The organism is uncultured Desulfovibrio sp. (assembly GCF_944324505.1).
Taxonomy (GTDB): domain Bacteria; phylum Desulfobacterota; class Desulfovibrionia; order Desulfovibrionales; family Desulfovibrionaceae; genus Desulfovibrio.
The window spans coordinates 29162-53422 of sequence record NZ_CALUWO010000010.1; the positions used below are offsets into that span (position 1 = coordinate 29162).

The 24261-nt window shown below is 63.7% G+C and carries 21 protein-coding genes; 11 read left to right on the forward strand and 10 right to left on the reverse strand.

Annotation, left to right across the window (positions count from 1 at the left end; genetic code table 11):
- Positions 1 to 28 precede the first annotated feature (28 nt).
- The 4 genes from def (at position 29) to Q0J57_RS09450 (ending at position 4336) form a co-directional block, all read left to right on the forward strand.
- Positions 29 to 547, forward strand: a complete 519-nt coding sequence (gene def, locus Q0J57_RS09435) for a peptide deformylase (RefSeq protein WP_297219599.1) — start codon at positions 29 to 31, stop codon at positions 545 to 547.
- Positions 520 to 1524 carry a methionyl-tRNA formyltransferase gene (gene fmt, locus Q0J57_RS09440; protein ID WP_297219600.1) on the forward strand — a complete coding sequence of 335 codons (1005 nt, stop codon included), beginning with the start codon at positions 520 to 522 and terminating at the stop codon, positions 1522 to 1524. The genes def and fmt overlap by 28 nt, the downstream gene beginning before the upstream one ends.
- Positions 1525 to 1719: 195 nt before the next feature.
- Positions 1720 to 2601 (forward strand): DUF116 domain-containing protein, encoded by an 882-nt coding sequence (locus tag Q0J57_RS09445; RefSeq protein ID WP_297219602.1) that lies wholly within the window; start codon positions 1720 to 1722, stop codon positions 2599 to 2601.
- A 265-nt stretch (positions 2602 to 2866) separates the two neighbouring features.
- A complete protein-coding gene (locus Q0J57_RS09450; RefSeq protein ID WP_297219604.1) occupies positions 2867 to 4336 on the forward strand; it encodes a transcription antitermination factor NusB in 1470 nt (489 codons plus the stop codon).
- 346 nt (positions 4337 to 4682) lie between these two features.
- Here the strand turns inward: Q0J57_RS09450 and Q0J57_RS09455 are convergent, their stop codons facing one another.
- Both Q0J57_RS09455 and Q0J57_RS09460 read right to left on the reverse strand, forming a co-directional pair.
- Entirely contained in the window at positions 4683 to 5621 is a 939-nt protein-coding gene (locus Q0J57_RS09455) for a ParB/RepB/Spo0J family partition protein (protein ID WP_363315473.1), read from the reverse strand.
- A 107-nt stretch (positions 5622 to 5728) separates the two neighbouring features.
- The gene (locus Q0J57_RS09460) at positions 5729 to 6517 is read right to left on the reverse strand and encodes an AAA family ATPase (protein ID WP_297219608.1); all 789 of its coding nucleotides are present in this window, start codon (positions 6515 to 6517) and stop codon (positions 5729 to 5731) included.
- 236 nt (positions 6518 to 6753) lie between these two features.
- Between Q0J57_RS09460 and Q0J57_RS09465 the strand changes: the two genes are divergently transcribed.
- Positions 6754 to 7563 (forward strand): thioredoxin domain-containing protein, encoded by an 810-nt coding sequence (locus Q0J57_RS09465; protein WP_297219610.1) that lies wholly within the window; start codon positions 6754 to 6756, stop codon positions 7561 to 7563.
- Positions 7564 to 7824: 261 nt separating this feature from the next.
- Here Q0J57_RS09465 and Q0J57_RS09470 read toward each other — a convergent pair whose 3' ends face one another.
- Positions 7825 to 8301: a C40 family peptidase gene (locus tag Q0J57_RS09470; RefSeq protein WP_297219612.1), complete on the reverse strand. Its 477-nt coding sequence runs from the start codon at positions 8299 to 8301 to the stop codon at positions 7825 to 7827.
- A 352-nt stretch (positions 8302 to 8653) separates the two neighbouring features.
- Between Q0J57_RS09470 and Q0J57_RS09475 the strand changes: the two genes are divergently transcribed.
- Entirely contained in the window at positions 8654 to 8914 is a 261-nt protein-coding gene (locus Q0J57_RS09475; protein ID WP_297219614.1) for a hypothetical protein, read from the forward strand.
- A 156-nt stretch (positions 8915 to 9070) separates the two neighbouring features.
- On the opposite strand, the gene Q0J57_RS09480 is transcribed toward Q0J57_RS09475, so the two are convergent.
- A complete protein-coding gene (locus tag Q0J57_RS09480; RefSeq protein WP_297219616.1) occupies positions 9071 to 12433 on the reverse strand; it encodes a UvrD-helicase domain-containing protein in 3363 nt (1120 codons plus the stop codon).
- Between the two features lie 55 nt (positions 12434 to 12488).
- Positions 12489 to 13298: a methyltransferase domain-containing protein gene (locus Q0J57_RS09485; RefSeq protein ID WP_297219618.1), complete on the reverse strand. Its 810-nt coding sequence runs from the start codon at positions 13296 to 13298 to the stop codon at positions 12489 to 12491.
- A 254-nt stretch (positions 13299 to 13552) separates the two neighbouring features.
- Here Q0J57_RS09485 and Q0J57_RS09490 point away from each other — a divergent pair, with 254 nt between their 5' ends.
- Both Q0J57_RS09490 and Q0J57_RS09495 read left to right on the forward strand, forming a co-directional pair.
- Complete coding sequence (locus tag Q0J57_RS09490) at positions 13553 to 14440, forward strand: carboxymuconolactone decarboxylase family protein (protein ID WP_297219620.1); 888 nt, start codon at positions 13553 to 13555, stop codon at positions 14438 to 14440.
- Positions 14441 to 14677: 237 nt separating this feature from the next.
- Positions 14678 to 15151, forward strand: coding sequence for a flavodoxin (locus tag Q0J57_RS09495; protein WP_297219622.1), 474 nt, complete (start codon positions 14678 to 14680; stop codon positions 15149 to 15151).
- A 33-nt stretch (positions 15152 to 15184) separates the two neighbouring features.
- On the opposite strand, the gene Q0J57_RS09500 is transcribed toward Q0J57_RS09495, so the two are convergent.
- Positions 15185 to 16123, reverse strand: coding sequence for an AraC family transcriptional regulator (locus Q0J57_RS09500; protein ID WP_297219624.1), 939 nt, complete (start codon positions 16121 to 16123; stop codon positions 15185 to 15187).
- A 353-nt stretch (positions 16124 to 16476) separates the two neighbouring features.
- Here Q0J57_RS09500 and Q0J57_RS09505 point away from each other — a divergent pair, with 353 nt between their 5' ends.
- Positions 16477 to 16887: a cupin domain-containing protein gene (locus tag Q0J57_RS09505; RefSeq protein ID WP_297219675.1), complete on the forward strand. Its 411-nt coding sequence runs from the start codon at positions 16477 to 16479 to the stop codon at positions 16885 to 16887.
- Between the two features lie 765 nt (positions 16888 to 17652).
- Positions 17653 to 18363: a lysozyme inhibitor LprI family protein gene (locus Q0J57_RS09510; RefSeq protein ID WP_297219626.1), complete on the forward strand. Its 711-nt coding sequence runs from the start codon at positions 17653 to 17655 to the stop codon at positions 18361 to 18363.
- A 169-nt stretch (positions 18364 to 18532) separates the two neighbouring features.
- Here the strand turns inward: Q0J57_RS09510 and Q0J57_RS09515 are convergent, their stop codons facing one another.
- Positions 18533 to 20668, reverse strand: coding sequence for a peptidase U32 family protein (locus tag Q0J57_RS09515; protein WP_297219628.1), 2136 nt, complete (start codon positions 20666 to 20668; stop codon positions 18533 to 18535).
- Complete coding sequence (locus tag Q0J57_RS09520) at positions 20661 to 21671, reverse strand: NAD-dependent epimerase (RefSeq protein ID WP_297219630.1); 1011 nt, start codon at positions 21669 to 21671, stop codon at positions 20661 to 20663. The genes Q0J57_RS09515 and Q0J57_RS09520 overlap by 8 nt, the downstream gene beginning before the upstream one ends.
- 90 nt (positions 21672 to 21761) lie before the next feature.
- On the opposite strand from Q0J57_RS09520, the gene Q0J57_RS09525 reads away from it, so the two are divergent.
- Positions 21762 to 22601 (forward strand): hypothetical protein, encoded by an 840-nt coding sequence (locus Q0J57_RS09525; protein WP_297219632.1) that lies wholly within the window; start codon positions 21762 to 21764, stop codon positions 22599 to 22601.
- Between the two features lie 41 nt (positions 22602 to 22642).
- Here Q0J57_RS09525 and Q0J57_RS09530 read toward each other — a convergent pair whose 3' ends face one another.
- Positions 22643 to 23257, reverse strand: a complete 615-nt coding sequence (locus Q0J57_RS09530) for a hypothetical protein (RefSeq protein WP_297219634.1) — start codon at positions 23255 to 23257, stop codon at positions 22643 to 22645.
- Positions 23254 to 24120: a hypothetical protein gene (locus Q0J57_RS09535; RefSeq protein ID WP_297219636.1), complete on the reverse strand. Its 867-nt coding sequence runs from the start codon at positions 24118 to 24120 to the stop codon at positions 23254 to 23256. The genes Q0J57_RS09530 and Q0J57_RS09535 overlap by 4 nt, the downstream gene beginning before the upstream one ends.
- Between the last annotated feature and the right edge of the window lie 141 nt (positions 24121 to 24261).

The following is a 24261-nucleotide window of genomic DNA, read 5'->3' on the forward strand; positions in this document are numbered from 1 at the left end:
GCCGTGGCGCCGTTTTTTCGAGATTGCCATGATTCTTGATATTGTCACCTATCCTGATCCCCGCCTCAAGGAAGTCTGCGTGCCCGTGCAGGACATTACGGAAGAAATCCGCCAGCTGGCCGCCGACATGCTGGAAACCATGTATGACGCGCCCGGCGTGGGGCTTGCCGCGCCGCAGGTGGGGCGCAATATCCGCATGCTGGTCATGGACGCCGGCGTGCAGGAAGACAAGAAGCAGCCCCGTGTGCTCATCAATCCCCAGCTGACCCTGGAAGGGGAAAAGATCATCAGCAAGCAGGAGGGCTGCCTTTCCGTCCCGTACAACTACCGGGCCGATGTGCCGCGCTACGAGCGTGTGCACCTGCGGGCGCTGGACCTTGACGGCAATGTCATCGACGAGGAGCTGTCCGATTTTGCGGCCATCATTGTTCAGCATGAGTGTGATCATCTGGATGGTCTGCTGTTCATTGACCACATCGGCCGTCTGCGCCGCAGCCTGTATGACAACAAGGTGAAGAAATGCCTGAAGCGCAAGCATGCCGAATAGTCTTCATGGGCACGCCGGAGCTGGCAGCCGTGGTGCTGCGCCGGCTGCTGGGCTGGCCCCGCGGGCAGGTGGTGGCCGTCTATACCCAGCCGGACAGACCGGCTGGCCGGGGGCACAGGCTGCGGCCCAGCCCGGTGAAGGAACTGGCCCTGGCGGAAGGGCTGCCCGTGGTGCAGCCGCTCAATTTTCGCAGCGAGGCGGCGGTGCAGGCACTGGCCGCCCTGCGGCCCGATGTGCTCGTGGTGGCGGCCTATGGCCTTATTTTGCCGCAGGCCGTGCTGGACATTCCCCGTCTGGCGCCTGTCAATGTGCATACCTCGCTGCTGCCGCGTTACCGGGGGGCTGCGCCCATTCAGCGGGCCATCATGGAAAACTGGCAGGACGACGCGGAAAGCGGCGTTTCCATCATGCGCATGGAAGCCGGCCTGGACACGGGGCCGGTCTATGCCCAGCGGCGTATTCCCCTGGCCGGACAGACGGCGGGCAGTCTGCACGATGCGCTGGCTGATCTGGGGGCCGAGGCGCTGCTGGAGGTGCTTGGCGACCTGCTGGACGGCAGGGCCGTGCCCCAGGCACAGGATGAGCGCCTGGCCAGCTATGCGGCCAAGGTTTTCAAGGAAGACGGCTATGTGGACTGGGATGCCCCCCTGGCCCAGGTGCATGCCCGCATTCGCGGGGTGACGCCCTTTCCCGGGGCGCGTACGGAGCTGGAGGCTGCCTGCCTGGACGCTCCCCTGGTTCTGCAATTGCAGCCGGGAGAGGGAGAGGCCTTTGCCCCGGGCGAAGCTCCGGCCTGCGGCAGCGTGCGCCGTGACCGCCGGGGCCTGAGCATCGCCTGCCGTGACGGCTGGTACAGGCTGACGCGCCTGCGTCCGCCTGCCCGGCAGGAAATGGAGGCCGTGGCCCTGTGCAACGGCATGCTGCGTCAGGCGGAGCAGGGCATCTTCGGCATGGCCCGCAAGCCGCAGGCGCAGTAGCGGGGCTGCCCCGCGCCGGCATGCCTGTCGCTTCCCCGTCCGGGGCGGCGCGGGCAAAAAAGACGGCTTTCTCCATGTCCATTTTGCGGCCGTTTTTTTGTTGTTCAGGGCATATCCTTCATGTTCAGGCCATTTTGTCAGCACACGCCGTCTGAGCGCCAAAATTCCCCATGGTCCCTTTTTTGGAGATTGCGCATGGCCCTTTTACGAAAATCTCCCTTTTCCCTGCCGGCATCGCAATATGGCGGAGCGCGCAAGCGGGTCTTCATCGGCATGATGCTGGCCTCCTGTCTGGCGGTCTGCCTGTGCATCGCCTTTTTCATCATTCTGCCATGGTCCGGCCTGGGGCAAACCAGCTGGCTGTCTGCTGCCATTCGCGGTCTGGGCTGGGGGCTGGTCATTGTCATCTGCTGGATGTGCCTCACACTGGTGTTTCACATCTACACAGGGCGGCTGCTGCCCGGTCTGCGCAATATCCGGCAGGTCATCATCCGCTTTTTCTTTCCGCTCATGGAAATGCTCACCCGGCTCATGCGGGTGGACAAGCCCCTGTTGCGCCGTTCCTTCATCAAGGTCAATAACGAACTGGTCCTTGCCGACCGCCGGCCCGTGGGGCCGGACGAACTGCTGCTGCTCATGCCGCACTGCATACAGCGCAGCCTGTGCCCGCATCGCCTGAGCTATCATGTGGATCATTGCCGCCGCTGCGGCCTGTGTCCCGTGGGCGGCCTGCTGGCCCTGCGGGATGCCTATGGCGTGCACCTGGCCATTGCCACGGGCGGTACCCTTGCCCGGCGCATTGTCGTCCGCAGCAAACCACGATTCATTATTGCCGTGGCCTGCGAGCGGGACCTGACCTCCGGCATCCAGGATTGCTATCCGCTGCCGGTCTTCGGCATTCTCAATGAACGGCCCAATGGTCCCTGCCTGGATACCTTTGTTCCCCTGGACAAGGTGGAGGAGGCCATCCGCCTCTTTCTCAACACGCCGGCCTCCCAGCCCCTGGTCATCAACGGGCCACCGCACCCTGTCATACTGCCGGCAGCGGCGCATGCCGGGCAGCAGCCCGCTTCATAACCGTTTCGGGAGGCCGGAGGAGCATGGGCTTTTTTCGTCGCGCCTGATGTGAGCCAGGCACTTCCGGAGGAAAAACGACCGTCCTCCGGCAGGGTCCTCTCCATCGGGAAGAACGCGCCGGGGAGAAGAGAGAAGGGGAAGCCCTCTGTCAGTCAGGAGGGGTTCCCCTTTTTGTCCACCAAGCACCTGCCGCGCAAATGGCCCTGACGTCTGGGGGCGCAGGCGCATTTCCTGCCCAGGCGTTGCGGCAGGGGAAAGAGGTCACATGAACGTATCTTGCCCAAAGAGTTTACCGTCGTCTCTTGCCGAGACGGCTGCCCTGCGTGCGCTGGGGACGCAGCCCCTGGCGCTGGCTCTGCGCGCACTGTGCCTGCTGGACAGGCACTTTGCCGCCGGCTGCACGGTGCAGGCTGCCTTGCAGCAGCTGCTGGGCAGTCTTCCTCATGCGGCGCATGCGGCACAGCACCGGGCGCTGACCAGCGAACTGACCTATGGCACCCTGCGGCAGGAACGCCGCCTGGGCAGCATGCTCGGCCGGCTGGTGAAGAGGCCGCAGGGCCTGCCCCTGCCCCTGCGGCGTCTGCTGGCCGTGTCAGCCTATGGCTTGTTCTTTCTGGATCGCCTGCCGGATCATGCGCTGCTGCATACGGCGGTGGACATGGCCCGTGCTCTGTACGGCAGCAGGCTTGCCGGTCTGGTTAATGCCACGCTGCGTTCCCTGCAACGTCTGGGGGATGCCCCGCGGGACCCGGCCTTTTATGCCGGGGCGCCCACGGATAATTTTTTTGCCCGCAGGCCGGGACAGGGCAGCGATGCCTGCCTTGCTCCGGCGTTGCGTCAGCTGGCGCGCTATTACGCCCTGCCGCCGCACATGGCCCTGTGGCTGAATGAAGAGGCGGAGAATGACCCGCAGCGCCGGGAGGCCCTGTTCCGGCGCAGTGCGGCCCGCCCGTGGAGTGCCTGGCGGGTCAATGCCGGGCATCCGCAGGCCGCAGCCCTGCGGGCGGCCCTGCTGGAAGCCGGTACCGCCAAAGAAACGGTGGCGGCCGTGGGGCGCTGGGGCGTGGCCTTTGCGCCGGGCTGCCAGCCGGAGAACATCGGCGGCAAAGCCCTGTCGCACTGGCAGGAAGAGGGCGCCCTGGCCCCGCAGGCTGCCGGATCGCAGATCATCATGGAAAAGCTGGGGCTGTTTGCCTGGTGTGATGCCGGTCTGCCTGTCTGGGATGCCTGTGCCGGGCAGGGCGGCAAGGCCGTGCAACTTCTGGAGCAGGGGGGGAGGGTGCGCCTGTGTACGGATACGTCGCTGAGCCGCCTGCGTCAGGCCGGACGGCATCTTGCCCTGCCGGGGCGGGTTCCGCCGCTGCTGGCGCTGGCCGACGGACGCCGTCCCTGTGTGCCTGCGTCCTCCTGGGCCGGCGGCATTCTGGCGGATGTTCCCTGCAGCGGCCTGGGCGTGCTGGCCCGTCGTCCTGACATTCGCCGCCGTTCCGTGCAGGAACAGCAGGCGCTCTTTCCCCTGCAACGGCAGATAGCCGGCGCGCTGCTACGCTGCCTGGCTCCCGGCGGGGAGCTGGTCTACATGACCTGTACCCTGCACCGGCAGGAAAACGAGGCCGTGCTGGAACAGCTGCTGCGTCAGGCCCCGTTTGCTCTGGATGTGGTGGCCAGCTGGAAAACGCCCTGGGACCACCCGTGGTGCGAGGGCATGTTCGGCGTGCGCCTGCGGCGCGTCTGAGGCTGTGCCGCAGCGGTGTCTTATCGCAGGGAAGCCGTTGCCCTGCGGCAGACGGGCGCGTAGGCATGCTCTCCGGCGGGTACCGTCGGCGATGGCGGAGAGGAGAGGACCCGGGCAGGCAGCGCGTCATGCTGCCCGCAGAATGGACCTGCCGCCTGCCGCTGTGCTGCCACAGCAGCCGTGTGGGTATCGGGCAGGCAGGGAGATGGCGGCCCGGCATGTTCCGCTGCTGCGGGCAAGGCTGGACCGTGCCCCGCAGCCGGGGCGGCAACACATGGGCGCGCCAGCGCTTTCCCGGCATACTGGGGGGAAACATCTGTTGGGGTGTTTCCCCTTTTTGTTGCGCCTATTCCTCCCAGGTGCAGTTGAGGCGCTGGAGAAGCTGCCGCAACTCGTCGGGGCTGGTATAGGAAATGGTCAGGCGTCCGCTTTCCAGATTGCCGCTGACGCGGGTCTTGCAGGACAGTTCCCGGCTGAGAACCTCCTGGAGCGAACGCAGCAGCGGGTCCTTCTTGCGCTTGCCGGGAGCGGGCTGCCGGGCGGGGGCAGGCTGCGCCGTCGGGCTGGCCTCCGGGGCCGCAGGGCTTTCCCCGTCCCAGGGAAAGCGGCCATGCGTCCGCCAGAAGGCTACGGCATCTTCCGTGTCGCGCACGGTGAGGCTGTGCTCGATGATGCGCAGGCGCAGGGTCTCGGCCGCGGCGGCATCACTTTCCAGGGAAAGCAGGCAACGGGCATGCCCGGCACTCATGCGGCCCTGTTCCACATCATCCTGTGCGGCCAGGCTCAGCCGCATAAGGCGCATGGCATTGGCAATGGCCGGCCGGCTCTTGCCCAGGCGGGTGGCCAGGCCATCCTGGGTAAGACCCAGGGCTTCCTGCAAGCGGGCCAGGGCGCGGGCCTCCTCCATGGGATTGAGGTCCTCGCGTTGCAGATTTTCAATGAGGGCAATGGCCATCACCTCTTTGTCATCCATCGTGCGGATGATCACCGGCACCTGATGCAGGCCCGCCATGCGGGCGGCCCGCCAGCGTCGTTCCCCGGCCACCAGCTGATAGCTGTCCTGCCAGGGGCGGACCAGAAGGGGTTGCAGCACGCCCTGCCGCTTGATGGAATCCGCCAGCTCCTGCAGGGCCTGCGGGTCAAAGACATGGCGGGGCTGGTCGGGATTGGGAATGATGGACGACAGGGGCAGGTGCGTAGGGGGAACATCCCCGGCCGGGCTTGCGGCGCGGGGCGGGGTATCGCCAAAAAGGGCGTTGAGGCCGCGGCCAAGACCTTTGTTCATGCTCATGGATTCCTCGATATGCTGAACGATGAAGAGGCGCCGGTACGCTGCGGCGGGCCGCCCATGGGCATGGCAGGGCGTCGGGCGGGGCAGCGATGCAGCGGCAGCTACTGGATGACAGATGCCTTGCGGGAGGGCTTTCTGAGGACCACTTCCTTGGCCAGGCTGAGATAGGCTTCTGCCCCCTTGGATTTTACGTCATAGTGGATGATGGACTTGCCGTGGCTGGGCGCCTCGGACAGGCGCACATTGCGGGGAACCACGGTTTCAAAAAGATGGTCGGGAAAGCAGCGGCGCACCTCGTCCCGCACATCGCGGGCCAGGCGGTTGCGCGAATCGTACATGGTCAGGACCACGCCCAGCAGCTGAAGGCCGGGATTCAGACGCTTCTTGACCTGCTCAAAGGTTTGCAGCAGCTTGACAATGCCTTCAAGGGCAAAGAATTCGCACTGCAAGGGAATGAGCAGTTCTTTGGCCGCGCACAGGGCATTGAGGGTGAGCAGTCCCAGGGAGGGCGGGCAGTCCAGAATCACATATTCATAGCTGTCGCTCACGGTCTTGAGGCAGTCATCCAGGTAGTATTCACGGGCCATGCGTTCCACCAGTTCCAGTTCCACCGCCACCAGGTTGGTGCTGGCGGGCAGCATGTCCAGAAAGGGCGTGCGCGTCTGGCAGATGCTCTGCCGGGTTTTTTCCGGCGTATAGAAGGTGGAGTAGAGGTCCTGCTCCAGGCTTTCCTGCTCGATGCCGCAACCGCTGGTGGAATTGGCCTGCGGATCGCAGTCCACCAGCAGCACGCGTTTTTCCATGACAGCCAGGGCCGCCGCCAGGTTTATGGCCGTGGTTGTCTTGCCGACGCCGCCTTTCTGGTTGGCAATGGCGATAATTCTGCTCACGCGTCCATCCTCCATGGGGTCAAGTTTCACATGAAACATTCACTATGCTGACAGGGCTTAAAGTTTCACATGAAACGCCCCGGCAAAAAATAGACAATGCCGCCGCAAAGCGCAAGCCCTCCGGGCAGGATGACCAGCTGGCAAACCGCGCATGCCCGGCCAGCGGGGCGGCCTGAGAGCGATTGACATTCTTTCCGGCATGCGAAACAGTAGGCCAAAAAAGAAGGAAGCCCCTCATGCGTTGTGGAAAAACATTGCTCATGGGCTGCGCGGTGGCATTGCTGCTGTCGCTGCCCCAGTGCCCGCAGGCCGCCATTCCGGTGACGGATGCCAACCTGCGCGCCATGCTGGAAAAGGTTCTGCGGGAAAATCCCGATCTGGTGCTGGATGTGCTGCGACAGAACAGCGAAACCGTTCTGGACATTGCGCAGCAGGGGTCCAACCTGCGGCGCAAGCATGCCCTGCAACAGCAGTGGCAGAAGGACATGACCGTGCCCAAGAGTGTGCGCTGCGAGGATCGCCCGCTGCTGGGCAGGGCCGATGCCCCGGTGCGCATTGTGGCCTTTTCGGACTTTACCTGCCATTTCTGTCAGAAAGCGTCGGAGACCCTTTCCCGGCTCATGGCACAGTATGGTGACAAGGTGTGTCTGATCTTCAAATCTCTGCCGCAGGACAAGGACGGCCCCAGCGCCACGGCGGCCAGCTATTTCGTGGCTCTGGCCCAGCAGGACCAGGCCAAGGCCTGGAAGTTCTACGGCATACTCTTTGCCAATCGCGACAAGGTGATTACCGAAGGCAATGACTTTATCCGCAGTGCGGCCCGCAGCGTGGAGGCGGACATGCGCCGCCTTGACCGGGACCGCAACAGCCGGAAGGTGCGCGACATTATCCGCGAGGACCTGGAAGATGCCGAAAAGCTGGGTGTGGACGGCACGCCTCATTTTCTGGTCAATGATCTGGTGGTGCGGGGAGCGCTGCCCGATGATCTGTTCCGCGCAGCCATTGATACGGCGCTGAAGCCGCAGGCGGCGCCAAGCTCCCGGTAAGGTAGACAAGGTGCGCAATGCAGGCGGGCAGGATTTCCTGCCCGTCATTTTTTTTTGCGGGAAGAAAAACGCGGAAGGGGTGCAGGGGGCCCTTGAGGCTGCGGCCGCTGGCGGCGCAGCGGATCGGGCCGCATGCCAGGCCGGCGGCATGCGGGAAACCGGCCGGGAAGAGTCTGACTCAGGCCGGCACGGGGATAGCGGGAAAACAAAAAAGGCGCGGCCTAGGCCGCGCCCGGTACGTTTCCTGCGGGGGGACACATATCAGCGAGAAACCCGCCGCACGCCGATGAGTTTCCGGCGCCAGTAGGGAATGTCCATGCTTTCCACTTCAATGCGTCTGCCGGCGCGCGGGCTGTGGATGAAGGTATTCTTGCCGGCGTACAGGCCCGTGTGCAGGCTGGTCAGCCCTGTGCGAAAAACCAGGATATCGCCCGGGCGGGCCTGGCTGCGGCTGATGCCACGGCCAATGCGGGCCTGTTCCCGGGTGATGCGGGGCATGTCCAGGCCGTTCTTGCGATAGGCCCAGTAGACAAGGCCGGAACAGTCAAAGCCGCGGGACGGTGTGGTGCCGCCATACCGGTATTTTTTGCCCACCTGCGAATAGGCATCCTTCAGCACGCGTTGCCCCTGGGCTGGCGTGATGTCGTCTTCCGGAGAGGGCGCCTTGCCGCCGCAGGCAGACAGCAGGCAGGCAGCCAGCAGACTTGCTGTCAACAAAAAGGGAATGCGCCAGTTCATAAACAGACCACCTGTGAGAAAAACACCCTATGCTGTTTGCAGAAACGAGACAGCAGAAAAGAAAATAAGAGGGATCATGGCCATACGGCCATTGTGTTTTCTTTTATACTATCTCGAAAAGGCGGAAGTGCAAGAGATTTTTTGCCCGTACAGTTCTAGAAAAATGCTTGATAAAGCCTAAATCCTGTGTGCTATGCAAACGTTCGAGTTGCAGGCGCGTTGCCGTACTCTTTCTGCCAAAACGAGCGTCTTTTGCCCTGTGGCCAGGGCCTGGGGTCTTGCCTGGTGGCAGCAAGACAGCGTATGAAAATGCTGGCACTACGCCAAATCCCTTGAACAGGTTTGACGGATCATGATGAGCAAGGAACTGATCACCGTCCGCGGCTATGTGGCCTCCGTGCCGCGTGGAACGGACGGACGGCAGGCCCGTGTTGCCGTGGTACAGGATGATGTGGAATACCGTATTGTGCCCCGTGGCGCCGGTGTGGATCTGGATGACGAGGTGAGCGTGCCCGTGGAAGTGACGGGACATCTGGACAGGGGCGAGGAGACGCTCTATCTGACAGTTCGCGAATACCGCATTCTGGAAGACGACTCCTGGCTGGAAGAATAGGCGTTTTTCCATTGCCTGCATGACCGGGGCCGTTCCCCTTGCGGCCTGCGTGGTTTTTTGCCGTACAGCTCTGCACCGGCAGGGCTGGTCTGGGCGCTTTGTCCTGTGTGCGGCAGATGGCGGAGTATCCCCCCGGGGATTCTCCGCCATCTGCGTTCAGGACAGCAGGGAAAGGTGCTGCTGCGTGGTTTTGACGTGCCGGCGCAGGGTGGACTGGCGGAAATAGTCCCGCAGCAGTGCCACAAAGGGGGAGGGGGCCAGGCTCAGCTGGTGGCCGTAGAGCTGACGCCGGGCGCAATGGCTGGCAAAGACCGCCTGCGAGGCCCGCGTAATTCCCACGTAGAGCAGGCGGCGTTCTTCCTCTTCCTGCTGGTGCAGGACCTGGCTGTCGTGTTGTTCCGGCTGCCCGGTGAGCAGGTTTCGGCGCAGGGGCAGCAGGCCGTCTTCCAGACCGGGCAGAAAGACGGCGCGGAATTCCAGCCCCTTGGACGCATGCAGCGTCATGATCTGCACCTGTTCGGCGCGGGCGCGCAGGCGCTCGGCCTCGTCTTCCCAGACCAGCGCCTGGAGAACGTCGGGCCAGTGCTGCTGTTCCTGCCACAGGCGCAACAGGGTGCGCCAGGACGGACTGTGCCATTCCAGTGCATCCTGCGTGGCGGAGCGGTGCAGACAGCGGGACAGCTGCCTGCCCAGGGCCTCGGGGGGCAGCGGCGTACCGGGGGCGCTGGTCAGGTGCTCTTCCAGCCACGACATATCCTGCATCCGGGGGTCGGCGGCCGTTTCTTCCGCCCAGGAGGGGGGCAGCATGTCCGCCAGGCCGCAGATGCGGGCTGCGGCCAGCAGAAGGCCGCGGCAGAAGGGGCTGTCGGTCACATGTTCGCCGGAAGGCGCACTACAGGGAATGCCCTGGGCTTCCAGGGCCTGACGCAGCAGGGGAATCTGTGCCCGTACCCGCACCAGGACGGCAATGTCGCCCGGTGTCAGGGTGCCGTCCAGGGGGGTCTGTTCGTCGTTTTTCTGCTGGTCCAGCAGGCTGTGGGCCGTGGCCCCCAGCAGATGCCCCACCCGGCGGGCCACCCAGCGCGCCTCGGCTGCGGCATCCGGGGCGGCAAAAAGGTGCAGGACCGTGGGCAGAGGCTGCGCCGCCGTGAGCGGGCCGCACTGGCCCTGGTCCTGCAACAGGCGGCGGGCAGAGTCCAGAATGGGCTGGCCGGCGCGGTAGCTGCGCCCCAGACGAAAGACCTGAAGGGCCGGCCAGAGCCGGCGCACACTGGCTTCACTCTGCCCGGACACCCCGCGAAAGCCGTAGATGGCCTGATCCGGATCGCCGATGCCGAAAAAGCCGCAGCCGTCTCCGGGCAGCAGGGCCTGCACCACGGCCAGCTGCTTGGGGGAAAGGTCCTGAATTTCATCCACCAGCACGTGGCGGTACTGGCCTTCATGGGTACGGGCATGCCGCAGCAGGGCATCCAGCAGGTCCGCATAGTCATAGAGGCGGGGCTGATGCTGCTGCTTGCGCCTGGTATAGCGCCGGGCATCGGCCAGCCAGACATGGGGCGACGGCCCCAGCAGGGGCAGTTCGTCGGCATCGGGGGGCAGGGCGCGCCCGTGCACTTCCTGTTCGCGCCACAGGCTGTAGGCGGCTTCCCGCGCCTGGGCCTCGGCCGCGGAGAGGTGGGGATTTTCCTGCCGGAACAGCTCGCGGGCCGCCTGTTCCGTGAGCAGAACGGCCTGCGGCTCTGCCTGACGCACCATCTCCCAGGCCAGGGCGTGCAGGGTATCGCAGGCAGGCAGGGCCGTCTGCTGCCCGCAGCTTTCCCGCAGGCGCTGGCGCAGCTCGCTGGCGGCCCGGCGGGTGAAGGTCACGGCCAGCAGGCTGGCAGGGTCCAGGCCCTGGGCCATGAGATGCTGCAGGCGGCCGATGAGCACGCGCGTCTTGCCTGCCCCCGGACCGGCAAGGACCAGAACCGGTTCCGGCCCGGCGCGCAGGGCGGCTTCCTGTTCTTCGGAAAGGCCGGGCAGGTCCGGCGCCTGCCGGGGCGCCGGCTGGGCGTCATGGGCCTGCCTGAAGGCCCGCAGGGCCGCCGTGCCCTCCGTGGCTGGCGTGCCTGCCGCTGAGGGCTGTGCTGTCGGAGCGGCCTCCGTGGTGGTCGGCCGTTCTGGCAGCAGGGAAAGATTCTGCCGGGAAGGACGGCCCCGGCGGGACGTTCCGCGCGGATTTCTGCCGTGAATCTGTTCGGCCTCGTCCGGGGAAAAAACGCGGACGACGCCGTATTCACCGTCATAGCCGCCCTGGCGGAAAACCTGGCCGCGCCGCATGCGGGACACGGCTTCGCCCAGCAGGTCCCAGTGCTGGCGTATGGCGTCTTCGGGCAGGCGGCAGAGAATGTCCAGGTCCGGCCCCAGCTCCGTGAGCAGGCGGGCATAGCGTTCCTGCACCCGGCGGGAGGACGCACCGGCGCCCAGCAGCTCGCCCACCACTTCCGGCAGGGGAATGAGCGGGCGGGGGCGCGGTTCACGGGGCAGCTCGGGGGGCGTTTCCCGGTCCGCCAGTTCCCAGACGCGGTGCAGCACGCCGATGGTCAGGGGCTTGCCGCAGACCGGGCAGATATTGTTGCAGGCCAGGGCCTCGCGCGGTTCCATGACCACCTGGCAGGCACGGTGTCCGTCCAGATGATACTTGCCTTCTTCGGGATAGAATTCCAGTGTTCCCAGAAAGCGGCAGTCCAGCCCGTCCTGCGGCTCACGTCTGGCCGTGGCGCGCAGGGCCGCGAACAGGGCGTCATAGCCGGGCTGCCCGTCAAAGAGATTGGCCTCCCGCCCCAGATTGGCCCCGGAATGGGCATCGGAATTGGAGATGAGGGCATAGCCGTCCAGGCGGCTGACCAGGCGGTTCATGGCCGGGTCAGAGGAAAGACCCGTTTCCAGGGCAAAGATGTGGGAGGAAAGATCGTCAAAGCAGTCTTCCAGCCGGTCAAAGCCGGATTTGGAGCCGAACAGGGCAAACCACGGCGTCCAGACATGAGCCGGCACCAGGACGGCGCGCGGGCAGACATCCAGGCAGAGCTCCAGCAGATCGCGCGAGTCCAGTCCCAGAATGGGCCGGCCGTCGGAATGCAGATTGCCGATGTTCTCCAGCCGGGCGGACAGGCGGTCGGCATCTTCCAGCGTGGGCACAAAGACAAGGTTGTGCACCTTGCGTACCCGGCCATGCCGTTTGTAAATGGAGCTGATTTCCGTTTGCAGCAGAAAGAGCGGTCCGTCACCCTGTCCGGGAACGGCGCCGCCCAGAAAATCCAGGGCTTCGGGCGCGTCCTTCAGGCGGTACAGGCCGCTGGTGTCGTCGCGCACCAGCATGTCCCGCAGTTCCTGACGCCACTGGGGATGTGTGAAGTCGCCGGTTCCCAGCACATGAATGCCCTTGCAGCGCGCCCAGGCCGCCAGATGGCGCGGATTCAGCTGCTTGCTGGTGGCTCGGGAAAAGCGGGAGTGGATGTGCAGGTCGGCAATAAAGGTCATGGCAGGCTCCGGCGTAGGCAATGGATGTTCAGTCTGACCCCAAGCGGGCCGTTTGTCACCCCCTGTCGGCAGGATTCCGGCTGCCGGCCAGCCAGGGGCAGAAGTCCAGGGCTTCCCGGCTCCAGGTCGTGTGTTCTCCGTGGTGCGCATGCAGGCAGAGCGGCGGCAGCAGGCGGCAGTCAGGGGCGGCATCCTTGCTGGCTTCCACCAGCAGGCGCAGGGCCGGTTCGTGCGCTCTGGCCTGTACGGGCAGCAGCTGGCGCAGCCCCAGGCGGGCATCCTGCAGGGCCAGCAGCAGGCGGGCCATGTGGGCGGCGGGAAATATGGCCAGAAAGCGGCCATGGTGCCGCAGCAGGGCTGCTCCCGCCCGGCAGAAGGCCGGCAGACTGCCCTGATCCTGTTGCAGGGCCTGGCGCCGCAGGCCGCTGGACGTTGCCCGGCCGTGCCCCGTGAGGCCGTAGGGCGGATTGCAGAGCACCAGGTGCCGGCCCGGGGCACTGCCCTGCACGATGCCGCGCACAAAGGTGTTGTCCCTCAGGTCTCCCTGACGGAAGCGGCAGGCGTCCAGCCCCAGGGCACGGGCATTGCGCGTGGCGGCGTCCACAAGGGCGGGCTGCTGTTCCAGGCCCGTGGCCCGCAGCTTCCGGCGGACAGCAAGGGGGTGCAGCAGCAGGGCAAAGAGGGCTGCCCCGCAGCCGCAGCCCAGATCGGCCACGTCAAGTTCCTGCGGGTACTGCGCCGGCGGCAGGCAGCGGGCTGCCCAGGCCCCCAGCAGCAGGGCATCGCTGCCGAAGCGATAGCTCCCCGGCGGCTGTTCCAGACCAGCGGGAAAGCGGGCGCGTGCGTGGAGAGAAGAAGCGTCCATACGGAAAAACCTGGGGTGTGACGGGCCGGGGGCCTGTCCGCCGGCAGAAGAAGAGTGCCATCCTTGCGTGTTTTGGGCAATAATTTGCCGGAAGATTCCCTGTTTTCCTGCTGTGGTGCGCGCTAGTGTGCACGCATACGTACCGGGGGAGCCGTCCTGCCGCGCATCGCCCCGCCGCAGACCGGTCAGTCACGGCTGACCCCGGAGCGGCAGGGCTGGCCGGACCACCTGCCGGAAAAACGACAGGAGGAAACATGACCACCGCGAGGAAAGATACCCGATATGCTCTTGGCAGCCTCTGCCTGCTGCTCATGCTGGCGCTGCTGCCGGATGTCTGTGCCGCGGCTGCGGCGGAACCTGGTACTTCCAGAGGAGAAACGACCATGAACAGAACGAATGATGCCTTGCAGAACAGACAGCGCTTCCTGGGGGACCGCCCTGCGCCGCTGGCAGAGACGGACCCCGAATTTGCGGCGCTGCGGGACAGACTGCTGTATGGCGAGATCGTGGCAAGGGGAGTGCTGGACCAGCGGCAGCAGATGCTGGTGGCCCTGGTGTCCCTGGTGGCCGTGGATGCGCAGGACAGCCTGGAAGAGCAGGCGGAAGCGGCCCTGCGTCTGGGCATTCTGCCGCAGGAAATCCGGGAGGCCATCTATCAGTGTGCGCCCTATGTGGGCATTCCCCGCACGGAAGCAGCCCTGCGGCGCATAAACGCGGTCTTTTCCCGTGCGGGCATTGCCCTTCCGCTGCCGGAACAGGGCACCGTGACGGAGGAGGACCGCTTCCGTGCAGGCTGTGCCGTGCAGAAGCGCATTTTTGGCGACACGGCCATTGATTCCATGCATGCCGCAGCGCCCGACGGGCAGAAGGACATTATGGTCAACTATCTTTCGGCCTACTGCTTTGGCGATATCTATACGCGCAAGGGCCTTGACCTGAAGCTGCGCGAGCTGCTGACCTTTGCCATGGTGAGCAGCCTTGGCGGCTGCGAGGCTCAGGTGAAGGCGCATGTGCGCGGCTGCGCCAATATGGGCAACAGCAAGCAGGAACTGGTGGATGCCCTGGCCCGCATCCTGCCATATATCGGCTTTCCCCGTACCCTGAATGCCCTTGGCTGCGTCAACGAGGTTCTGCCCCAGTAATCCGCCTGCCGCCGCGCGTGGCGCCGCTCCCCTGTGCGGGCCTGCGCGGCCGGTGCACCGACAGACCATAAGGAGGTTTCCGTGTCATTCACCATGCAGCACAGGAAAAGAGGAATGCCCTGTGAGGGATTTTCGCCTGTCCGGCGCCGCCTGCTGAAGCTCGCGGCAGTCAGTCCCCTTTTTTGGCTTGCCGGCAACATGACGGCCGCCCGGGCGGCCGCTTCAGGAGAACAGACCATGCTTGTTCTGTATTTTTCGCGCACGGGCAATACGCGCACCGTGGCCCGCATGATTCATGAGCGCGTGGGGGGCGATCTGGTGGAACTGGATACCGTGACTCCCTATCCGCAGGCGTATGAAACGCTTCTGGATGTTTCCCGGGAGGAACAGCGGCGTGATGCCCGGCCTGCCATCCGGGTGGAGCTTCCCCGCTGGGAGCAGTACCAGACCATTTTTGTGGGCTTTCCCAACTGGTGGGGCAGCATGCCCATGCCTTTCTTTACCTTTTTTACGCAGTATGCGGCAGGGCGGCGCAATGTGGCCCCGTTCTGCACCCACGGTGGCAGCGGCCTGGGCCACAGCCAGAAGGATTTGCGGCGCCTTTGCCCGGAGGCGAACCTGCTGGAAGGGCTGGCCATCCGCGGCACGGCGGCTTCCGGGGCACAGCCGGAGGTGGATCGCTGGCTGCGCCGGCTGGGTTACGCGCGCTAGGTTCGTCCGTCATGGGCACGCCAGCAGGGGACGTCAGGCACAGGAGGTCTCCTGCCGGCCTGTGCAGGCATGCTGCCTGCGCTGAATGTCCCGATGCGGCGGCTCGCCGAACATGCGTTTGTATTCCCGGTTGAACTGGGTAACGCTTTCATAGCCCACGGCAAAGGCTGCCGTGGCGGCCCGTTCATTTTCCATGAGCATTTTGCGCCGGGCTTCATACAGGCGCAGCTGCTTGCGGTACTGCAGGGGGCTGAAGCCGGTGAGACGTCTGAAATGACGGTTGAGGCTGGACAGGGACATGCCCACCTGTCTGGCCAGCTCCTCCATGCGCAGGGGGGCACCAAGGCCGTTGCGCAAAAGGGCAATGGCCCGGATGATCTGGCTGTTGCGCGAGCCATGGGCATAGAGACGTTTCAGCACATGGCCCTGCGGCCCCGTGAGCAGCAGGTAGTGCAGTTCCCGCAGAATCATGGGCGCGAGCACGGCAATCTGATCGGGTTTGTCCAGCAGGCGGGCCAGGCGCAGCAGCGCTTCCATGAAATCGGGGTCTGCCTCGGCAATGGAAAGGCTGCCTTCTTCCGGCGGGGGCGGCGTGCTGTCCGGCGGCATGTCCAGCAGCAGATCCGTGAGAATCTGCTGGTCCAGCGAAAAGAATATGGCCAGAAAGGGGTGCCGTGCCGAGGCATCCAGAAAGGACGATACACTGGGTATGTCCACACCGGATACAAGGCACTGATTTTCCTTGAAATAATATTCCTGTGTACCGAGGACGCTGCGCTTGCTGCCCTGGAGAATGAGCGAGGCGAGAGGCCGCTCGAAGCACCTGTCCGAGCTGCTGCTGTCTTCCCGCCGCACAAGGTACAGGCCGTCAATGGCCGAGGGGCGGACATCCGGCACATCAAGGTGACGCAGCAGAATGTTCCTAAGGGCGGCATTGGCTTCGGCAACGCGGCGGAGTTCGGATGGCGTCATGGTATCCCCCGGAGGCGGTGAAAATGGTCTCTGTGGTCATTCTGCCACAACGGGCCGCGGCTGAACAGATACGCCGGCGGGACTTTTTCCGAAAACGACTGCCTGTGAGGGCGCGCTGCCGGAGGGGCAGCACAAGGCACGCGCCGGGCAGGCGTTGATGCGATAATGAGCGGAAAAGGCAATTTTTTGTCCAGATCGGCCCTTCTGGCAAGGCGCCAGACAGGGTAGTGCTCATGTATACGCGGAGGAAAGCTCGTATGATGAAGCACACACTGCTTATGGTCATGGCTGCCATGCTGCTTCTGGGAGGAGCCGTGGCATCCGCCGTGGCCGCCAATCAGAAGGAGACTGCCATGGATACGGAACAGAGAGGCCCCTTTGCCCGTGGCGGGGCCAATACGGCCTATGCCCAGTATTTCACGGGAAACAGCTATCTGAACATGCTTTCGCAGGAAGGCGTGGTCATTGGCAATGTGACCTTTGAACCCGGCTGCCGCAATAACTGGCATGTGCATCACGCCAGCCGTGGCGGCGGCCAGATACTGCTCTGTACATCCGGGCGGGGCTGGTATCAGGAATGGGGTAAGCCCGCCCGCGCCCTTCAGGCCGGCGACGTGGTGCACATTCCGGCCGGGGTCAAGCACTGGCACGGCGCTGCCAGGGACAGCTGGTTTGTGCACCTGGCCGTGGAAGTGCCCGGCGACAACAGCCGCAATGAATGGCTGGAACCTGTCAGCGACGAGGAATATGCCCGCCTGCCCTAGGGGCAGGACGTATTATTTCCAAATCTTCAAGAAGGGTAGGCAGAGAGACAGACGTTTCCATGCCTACTCTTTTTTATCTTTCTGGTGCTCGGATAGACGGCATCCGCCGTTTTTTTCGCACGTAAGGGGGGCAGAGTTAATGAGCACGGGATTATCCGTGGCAGTAGCTCTGCCTCTATCCTCAGGTTTGACCGTCAATGGCAGGATTCCCGCAAAGAATACGAACCTTATAAAATTGTTTATAACTGTTTTTTCAGATAGCGCACAATGAGAGTTTTCAAAAAGACTTTTATGACGCTTTCCGTAACTATTCAGGATAAATATCTCTCTCATTATTCCAGATGCCATCTTCTGCAAGTTCACAGGTCTGCTGCAAGTCTGTAAAAAAGGGATTTTCCCCGATGTATCAGACGCACAAAAGGAGCAGTGAACGCTAGATGACGTGTGTCGGCAGCGTCTCAGGGCGTCCGACGGAACCTTGCTGACAGCCGGATTCGCCAGTGAGTATATCGATGTGGCATGTCTGTTGCCAGCGCTGCCTTCAATTCAGATACTTTTTGCCGACAGGGAACATGACACGGAGGAATTTCGCAGTTTTTGGCAAACAAAATCTGTGTTTCCTGCATTCCACCTTGAAAAAATACAAAAAGTCAGAAATATTATGACTCCAAAATATAGTAAGGAAGCGGCTAAAACGACTTGCTTCCCTTGTATATGTCTTGATATATTGTTTATTACTATTTACAGATGCAAAGGAGGATTACCATGAAACATATAATTACTGTTCTGATTGTCTGTTTTTTTACGGTAACTTTTCAAACAAAATCATATTCTTTGGCAGAGAATGAATATAATGAATTGCTAAAGATTCCCTATTTCAAACAGGCAGATAAAGAACTTTCAGCTGTTTGGAAAGAAGTATATAATAGCCTTCACGGCGATTATAAAAAACAGATATTGGATAGTCAGCGGCAATGGCTGAAGTCTGGCCGCGACAAGAGTGCAAAAGCCTTGATCGAGGAGGAAGGGTTTTCCATAGAGGATGCCTATACCATAGCTGTTTATCTGAGAATAGGGGATTTGTATGTTATTCAGCATAATAATTCCCTGTCTCCCGATCAATATGGCAGCGCAAAAGCTGATGGCTATTACGATGATATGATGTATGAAAAAGCTGTTGATATCATAAAAAAGCATAAAAATTCTGACAATCAAATTCTGGCAATCAAAAGTACACAAGGAAAATATCTTGGCTTTATGGAAGAAGAAGGCATGATGGTCGGATTTAGCATTCAGAAGCCAAGCTATGCTCAGGTTTTTATCAGCTGTTCAAAAGAGAAAACGCTTGAATTTTTTGGTTCTCTCTCGGCTGGTGGTATGGTAGAGGCGACATACCAGATCACGTATGTGGAGGAAGGACCTGACGGCCCAGAAGTATATCTTTCATGCAAGGCTGGCAGAAGACTGGCAGACTAAACCACGCCATCAACTGGTGATGCGTCCTGAGGCCTGGAGGCTGCGGGGAATGACGGTGCGGCAGCACAGGGCGCAAGGGGTGGAGTATACGTGCCAGGCGCACAGACAGAGAGGGCATCTTCATCATGAAGATGCCCTCTCTGTCTGTGGGGAGAAAAGCGAAAAGAAACTAGAGCAGCGCCCCTTCCCAGTTGAACAGACTCTGCCGTCGGGCTTCGGGCAGGGTGGGGGGCACATGTTCTTCCAGCCGGGCAAAGAAGCTGTAGCCGGCGGCCTGGAGTTCCTGCCGCCGGGAGGAGAGGTCCAGCGGCCAGCCGGGATAGATCCACACATTGCCGCCGTAGGTGCGTGCCCAGAAGACCTCGCCCTTGGGACTCATGAACGGCTCATTGGGCTTGATGCCCAGCAGGCCGAAGCGGCTTATGCCCACGGGCCAGAAGCCGGAAAGCACCACGCCCAGCGGCAGGGGACTCTGCCGGGGCAGGGCCAGGAAGTCCTCGCGGGGCAGTTCGGGGCTGACGTAGGCCGCGGTAAAACCCATGCGGGCCAGCTGCCCCAGGGCGACGGCATTGGCCGTATTGCAGAAGGGGCCGGCCACCAGGTCCAGACTGTCGCCGGGCAGGTCTGCGGGAAAAAGGTCCTTCTGCCACGGGGCATTGCACACAAAATGCCGGGCGCCTTCACGGCAGAGCTGCCGCAGGCGGCGGCAGATGCCCTCTTCCTCCTCGGGCCAGATGACGGGCGGCAGCCACCAGCTGATGCGCGGTGCCACGGTGCGGGAAATGTCCGCCGTGCGCGGCGAGAGCCACAGGCCCATGTGCTGCTGCCGGCTGCCGCGGGTTTCGCGGCCCTGTGGCAGGGATGCCCGCACCACCACGTCCGGACGCGGCGCCGGTCTGACGGGCTGCGGCAGGCGCGGTGCGCTTTCCACGGCGCGGCTTTCCCGCACGGGCATGCTCTGCAGGCGGTTCTGCCAGGCGCGGAGCAGCTGCATGAGTTCCGGTTCCCGCCGGTCAATGAGAAAGACCGGCGTGCCGGCGCGGGGGGTCTTGTGTTTGGGCAGGCGCAGCAGCAGGGTGCCGGCCTTGGGGATGCGGCGCGTGACGGGCAGGGTGGCGTGCCAGCGTTCGTCCTCCACACCCACGCGCAGATAGTCCTGCGGCAGCAGCTCGAAATGGGGCTTGAGGGTGACGCGGCCGTCCTGCTCGATGCGCACCTTGCCCGCCAGCAGGCCGGAGCTGGTCTGGCCGGATGGCGAGGTGGGGATGGTATTGTCCTTCTGGGGCAGGAAGCGGGCGCGGGTGGCGGGCCGGCCCAGGGCCATTTCCAGAATTTCCTCGGCATCGCGGCGGGCATGGGCATCGCCGGGATTGTCGCGCAGCATACGGTAGGCCGTGACCACGTGGTAGACGTAGTGTGGCCCCTTCTTGCGGCCCTCGATCTTCCACGAGACCAGATGCGGGATGTGCAGCAGGGTCTTGGCCAGCACGTCCAGCGAAAGGTCCAGGCAGGAGAAGAAGCGCCCTTCGCGTCCCTTGCCGGCGCTGCGCTGGCGTTCGGGGCGCTCGTTGTGACGCTCGCGCAGGGGGTGGCCCTTCTGCCGGGCTTCCTCGCGGGCGGCCTGCTGTTCGCTCTGGCGGAGCATGGCCTGGGCCGCGGCGCCGCCCTGACGGTAGACGCGGCGGCAGGGCTGCACACAGCGGCCGCGCAGGCCGCTTTTGCCGCCCATATAGCTGGACCAGTAGCAGCGGCCGGAAACGCAGTAGCACAGCGCCCCGTGGATGAAGCATTCCAGGTCCAGCCCGTCCGGGCAGGCTTCGCCCATGAGGCGGATTTCGTCAATGGACAGTTCCCTGGGCAGGACCACGCGGTCGGCCCCCAGGGCCTTTGCCGTGTGCAGGTTGCGGGGGCTGGTCACATTGGCCAGGGTGGACAGGGAAAGCCCGCCCTCGTAGCCGGCCTGCCGGGCCAGGTCCAGATAGGCCAGGTCCTGCACAATGAGGCCGTCGGGATTGACCTGCCGGGCCAGACGGCGGATGAGCCGGTAGGCCGCCGCCGGTTCGCCGGGCTTGATCAGGGTATTCATGGCCACATAGACCCGGGCCTGTTCGCTGTGGGCCAGGTCCGTCAGGCGGGAAAGTTCGGCCAGGCTGAAGTTTTCGGCCTGCATGCGGGCGGAAAAGTTCTTGAGGCCCAGATAAATGGCATCGGCGCCGGCGGTCAGGGCAGCCAGAAAGCAGGCTTCATCCCCGGCCGGGGCCAGAATTTCCGGCCGTTCCGGGGTGGGCAGGGGCAGATCAGGCATAGCGGTAATACTCCTTGAACCAGCGCACGAAGCGGGCCATGCCCTCGCGCAGAGGGGTCACGGGCGCAAAGCCGGTGGCGGCGGTGAGGTCGTCGATATCGGCCCAGGTTGCCTTGACATCGCCGGGCTGCATGGGCAGCAGCTCGCGGATGGCCTTCTTGCCCAGGGCCTCTTCCAGCGCGGCAATGAAGTCATTGAGTTCCACGGTCTGATTGTTCCCGATATTGTAGATGCGCCACGGCGCACAGCTTGTGGCCGGGTCGGGGCTGGAGGCATCCCAGCCGGGGTCGGGCTGCGCCGGATGGTCAAGCAGGCGCACCACGCCTTCCACAATGTCGTCAATATAGGTGAAGTCGCGGCGCATGCGTCCTTCATTGAAGACCTTGATGGCCTCGCCGCGCATGATGGCATGGGCAAAGAGTTGCAGGGCCATGTCCGGCCGGCCCCACGGGCCGTAGACCGTGAAGAAGCGCAGCCCCGTACAGGGCAGGCCGTAGAGGTGGGCATAGGCATGGGCCATGAGTTCATTGCTTTTCTTGGTGGCGGCGTACAGGCTCACCGGGTGATTGACCGGATGGTGCTCCGAATAGGGCTGGGCGGCATTGAGGCCGTAGACCGAGGAGGACGAGGCAAAGACCAGATGCTGCACCCCGTGGTGACGGCAGCCTTCCAGCACATTGCCGAAGCCCACAAGATTGGCCTGAATGTAGGAGGCCGGATTGATGAGGCTGTAGCGCACGCCGGCCTGGGCGGCCAGATTGACCACGTGGCTGAAGCCTTCGGCGGCAAAGAGCGCCAGCATGGCGTCGGTCTGGGCCAGGTCCAGCAGCTGAAAGCGGAAGCCGGGCCGCCCCTCCAGCCGGGCCAGGCGGTCCTTCTTGAGCTGCACGTCGTAGTAATCGTTGCAGTTGTCGATGCCCACAACGGTATGCCCGTCGTCAAGCAGTCGCTGGGACAGATGATAGCCGATGAAGCCTGCGGCGCCGGTGACAAGAACATGCATGGGGTGGCCCTCCACGGGGCAGCCTATGACAGATGCCCTGCGGGAGCAAGCCTCTTGCCGCTTCCGCTTTCCTTCTGGTAAGCAAGCGGCATGAAAGACACCATGAACGCACAGGGATCGCACTGGTCGGAAAGCCGGCATCGCGATGCCATCATATATCTGCTTATTGCCATTTTTCTGCTGGAACTGGCCGTGGGAGGCGTGGCGGTCATCTACGGCATCATTCATTCCGAGCCGCTGGTGCCCGGCGGGCCGCCCATGGCCCGCTTTCCGTGGCTGGGCTGGGCCATGGCTGCCCTGCTCATGCCCGTGGGCCTGCTGCTGGTGCTGCATCTTTCCGGCCTGCTGGTGGCCCGTACCCTGGACCGGCAGGCAGACGGCGGCGGCAGCCAGGCGGAGGGCGCCGCGCAGGAAGCGGCTGCCGCGGAAGCGCTGCCGCAGCGCGTGGACCTGTTTTACCGGGTGGTGCGCCATGCGCCCACGGTGGTCATCCTGCTGGCGCTGCTGGTGCTGGGGGGTCTGCTGCTCTTTGTGGACGGTCTGGTGGAGGCGCTGGCCCGTGCCGGCGGGGCGCTTCTGCCCTATCTGCCCTGGATTGCGGGCAGTGCGGCCGTTTTTCTGACGGTCTGCTATGTGGTGCGCCAGTACTTTCTGTACCGGCATCACAAGATGGAGCGGGAATTTGCCTTCCGGCATGCCGTGCTGGAGCGTACCGGTGTGGTGCTGCTGCCCGACGGCAAGACGCCCTTGCCGCTGCCGGGGACAGCCCCGGGCGCGCTGCCGCCCGCGGCTTCCGGGACACCGGACAGCGGCCCGGCGGGGCAGGGGCCGTCCGGCGGACAGGAGCCTGCCGGCGAGGATATTGTGGAGGCGGACATTGCCGATGACGGCGGGTCGGCCTCTGGACCGGCTTCGGGGCGAAAGGCCTGAGCACGGTGCCCGGCCGTGCGGGCCCGCCACAGGGCGCGCTGTCAGGGCCGCCAGCGGTTGATGCCGCCGGTCTGTTCCGTCTGGTCATCCAGCCAGCGGCGGAAGGCCGGCCAGGTGCGTATGCCGTGGGCGATGACCGCCTCGTAGACGCGCAGGGCGGGAATATTCTCGTGCCGCGGCAGGTGAAACTTGATGTGCAGGATGGCCTGCCGGCGTTCCGGCGTAAGCACGGCCAGCAGGCGCCGGCCGAAATCCTCCGCAAAGCCGTCATAGGCCGAGCCGGCCCGCAGGTGGATGATGTCCAGCTGCCATTCCCGGCCTGACGGGCCGGTGCACCAGAGGTGCCATTCCACGCAGGCTTCGTCGGTGGCAATGCTGTTGCGGCAGGTCATGCGCCGCACGGCGGCATGGCCCAGCACCGGCGCCATGAGGGCCACGCTGCCGGCCAGGGTCAGGTCCGGCGTGTAGACATGCAGATCAATGTCCAGGTGGGCGGCCAGCAGGCCCGTGGCCAGGGAACCCACCACAGCGCAGCGCGTGTCGGCCTGTTCCCACAGCGCGGGCAGGCCTAGCATGGCCAGCACCTGCCGGGCCTCGGCGGCATGGGCGGCGGAGCGCTGCTTGCAGGGATCGAAAGCGGGGAGCAGGGTATTCATCGGCCTCCCTCGGAAGGTTTCTGTGCAAAGCGGTTCAGTGCCCAGACCAGCGCCAGCACATAGAAGCCCGCAAACAGGCTGATGGCCGTATCCAGCGGGGCCGTGGCAGACAGGCCCAGCCGCATCATGAGCGTCCCCAGCACATAGCCGGAATTGCGGAAAACGGCCTGAAAGGTGGGCATGTAGCGCTGGGCAATGAGCACCAGGGTAATATCGGCAAAGATGAGTACCGTATAGATAGTTTCAAAGAAGTGCTGCCCTTCCCCGGTGAACCAGAAAAGCATGACATCGCGGATGCTGATGCCCAGGACCATGAGCAGCAGCATGAGCGAAAGGAGCTTCTTGCTCAGGACATAGCGCATGCGCATGTCCGGCCGGGTGATGTAGTGCCGGTGCCGGATGCTGCGCAGGAAGAGGCGCATGAGAATGAAGATGCCCAGGGCGCCGCTGGCGTAGATGGCAATGTGCATCACCGGCTGCCACTGTCCGGCCACGGTGATGGGTTCGGCAAGATGCCCCAGTTCCTTGAAGGCATTGCGCAGCAGAATGAGGGCCATGATTTCCAGCTGTTTGCCCACGGCACGGGAAAAGGAACTGGAAATGCTGAAGATCAGCCCCATGACTTCCATGCACAGAATGATGGTGAAGGCCAGATGGATGGCCCAGATGTGGCTGTCGGGCGTGAGACGGGCCAGCTGCGGCGGCAGCAGGCCCAGACGTTTGGCCTCGATGACCAGCAGGGCGCCCAGATAGGCCAGCAGGGTCATGGCGGCTACCAGGCGCTGGGTGGACGGCCGCTCCCACCAGTTGTGGAAGAGGTCGTAGATGTCGGTAAGTACCTGTAGCCGGTCCCAGAAAGTCATGTCTGTCTCGCAGAAAAAAGAGAAGCACAGGAGCTGCCAGAGTATACCCCCGCCCGGGGGAAAGTCAAAATGTCCACCCTGTCCGGTGCATGCGGCTTGCCAAGCGCCTTGCTTGAACGTATATAAATTGTTTCCGATACA

Bases quoted from the DNA above. Each gene is read 5' to 3' on its own strand.
- def (WP_297219599.1), top strand. From the start codon at position 29: ATGATTCTTGATATTGTCACCTATCCTGATCCCCGCCTCAAGGAAGTC.
- fmt (WP_297219600.1), top strand. From the start codon at position 520: ATGCCTGAAGCGCAAGCATGCCGAATAGTCTTCATGGGCACGCCGGAG.
- Q0J57_RS09445 (WP_297219602.1), top strand. From the start codon at position 1,720: ATGGCCCTTTTACGAAAATCTCCCTTTTCCCTGCCGGCATCGCAATAT.
- Q0J57_RS09450 (WP_297219604.1), top strand. From the start codon at position 2,867: ATGAACGTATCTTGCCCAAAGAGTTTACCGTCGTCTCTTGCCGAGACG.
- Q0J57_RS09455 (WP_363315473.1), bottom strand. From the start codon at position 5,621: ATGAACAAAGGTCTTGGCCGCGGCCTCAACGCCCTTTTTGGCGATACC.
- Q0J57_RS09465 (WP_297219610.1), top strand. From the start codon at position 6,754: ATGCGTTGTGGAAAAACATTGCTCATGGGCTGCGCGGTGGCATTGCTG.
- Q0J57_RS09470 (WP_297219612.1), bottom strand. From the start codon at position 8,301: ATGAACTGGCGCATTCCCTTTTTGTTGACAGCAAGTCTGCTGGCTGCC.
- Q0J57_RS09475 (WP_297219614.1), top strand. From the start codon at position 8,654: ATGATGAGCAAGGAACTGATCACCGTCCGCGGCTATGTGGCCTCCGTG.
- Q0J57_RS09480 (WP_297219616.1), bottom strand. From the start codon at position 12,433: ATGACCTTTATTGCCGACCTGCACATCCACTCCCGCTTTTCCCGAGCC.
- Q0J57_RS09485 (WP_297219618.1), bottom strand. From the start codon at position 13,298: ATGGACGCTTCTTCTCTCCACGCACGCGCCCGCTTTCCCGCTGGTCTG.
- Q0J57_RS09490 (WP_297219620.1), top strand. From the start codon at position 13,553: ATGACCACCGCGAGGAAAGATACCCGATATGCTCTTGGCAGCCTCTGC.
- Q0J57_RS09495 (WP_297219622.1), top strand. From the start codon at position 14,678: ATGCTTGTTCTGTATTTTTCGCGCACGGGCAATACGCGCACCGTGGCC.
- Q0J57_RS09500 (WP_297219624.1), bottom strand. From the start codon at position 16,123: ATGACGCCATCCGAACTCCGCCGCGTTGCCGAAGCCAATGCCGCCCTT.
- Q0J57_RS09505 (WP_297219675.1), top strand. From the start codon at position 16,477: ATGGATACGGAACAGAGAGGCCCCTTTGCCCGTGGCGGGGCCAATACG.
- Q0J57_RS09510 (WP_297219626.1), top strand. From the start codon at position 17,653: ATGAAACATATAATTACTGTTCTGATTGTCTGTTTTTTTACGGTAACT.
- Q0J57_RS09515 (WP_297219628.1), bottom strand. From the start codon at position 20,668: ATGCCTGATCTGCCCCTGCCCACCCCGGAACGGCCGGAAATTCTGGCC.
- Q0J57_RS09520 (WP_297219630.1), bottom strand. From the start codon at position 21,671: ATGCATGTTCTTGTCACCGGCGCCGCAGGCTTCATCGGCTATCATCTG.
- Q0J57_RS09525 (WP_297219632.1), top strand. From the start codon at position 21,762: ATGAAAGACACCATGAACGCACAGGGATCGCACTGGTCGGAAAGCCGG.
- Q0J57_RS09530 (WP_297219634.1), bottom strand. From the start codon at position 23,257: ATGAATACCCTGCTCCCCGCTTTCGATCCCTGCAAGCAGCGCTCCGCC.
- Q0J57_RS09535 (WP_297219636.1), bottom strand. From the start codon at position 24,120: ATGACTTTCTGGGACCGGCTACAGGTACTTACCGACATCTACGACCTC.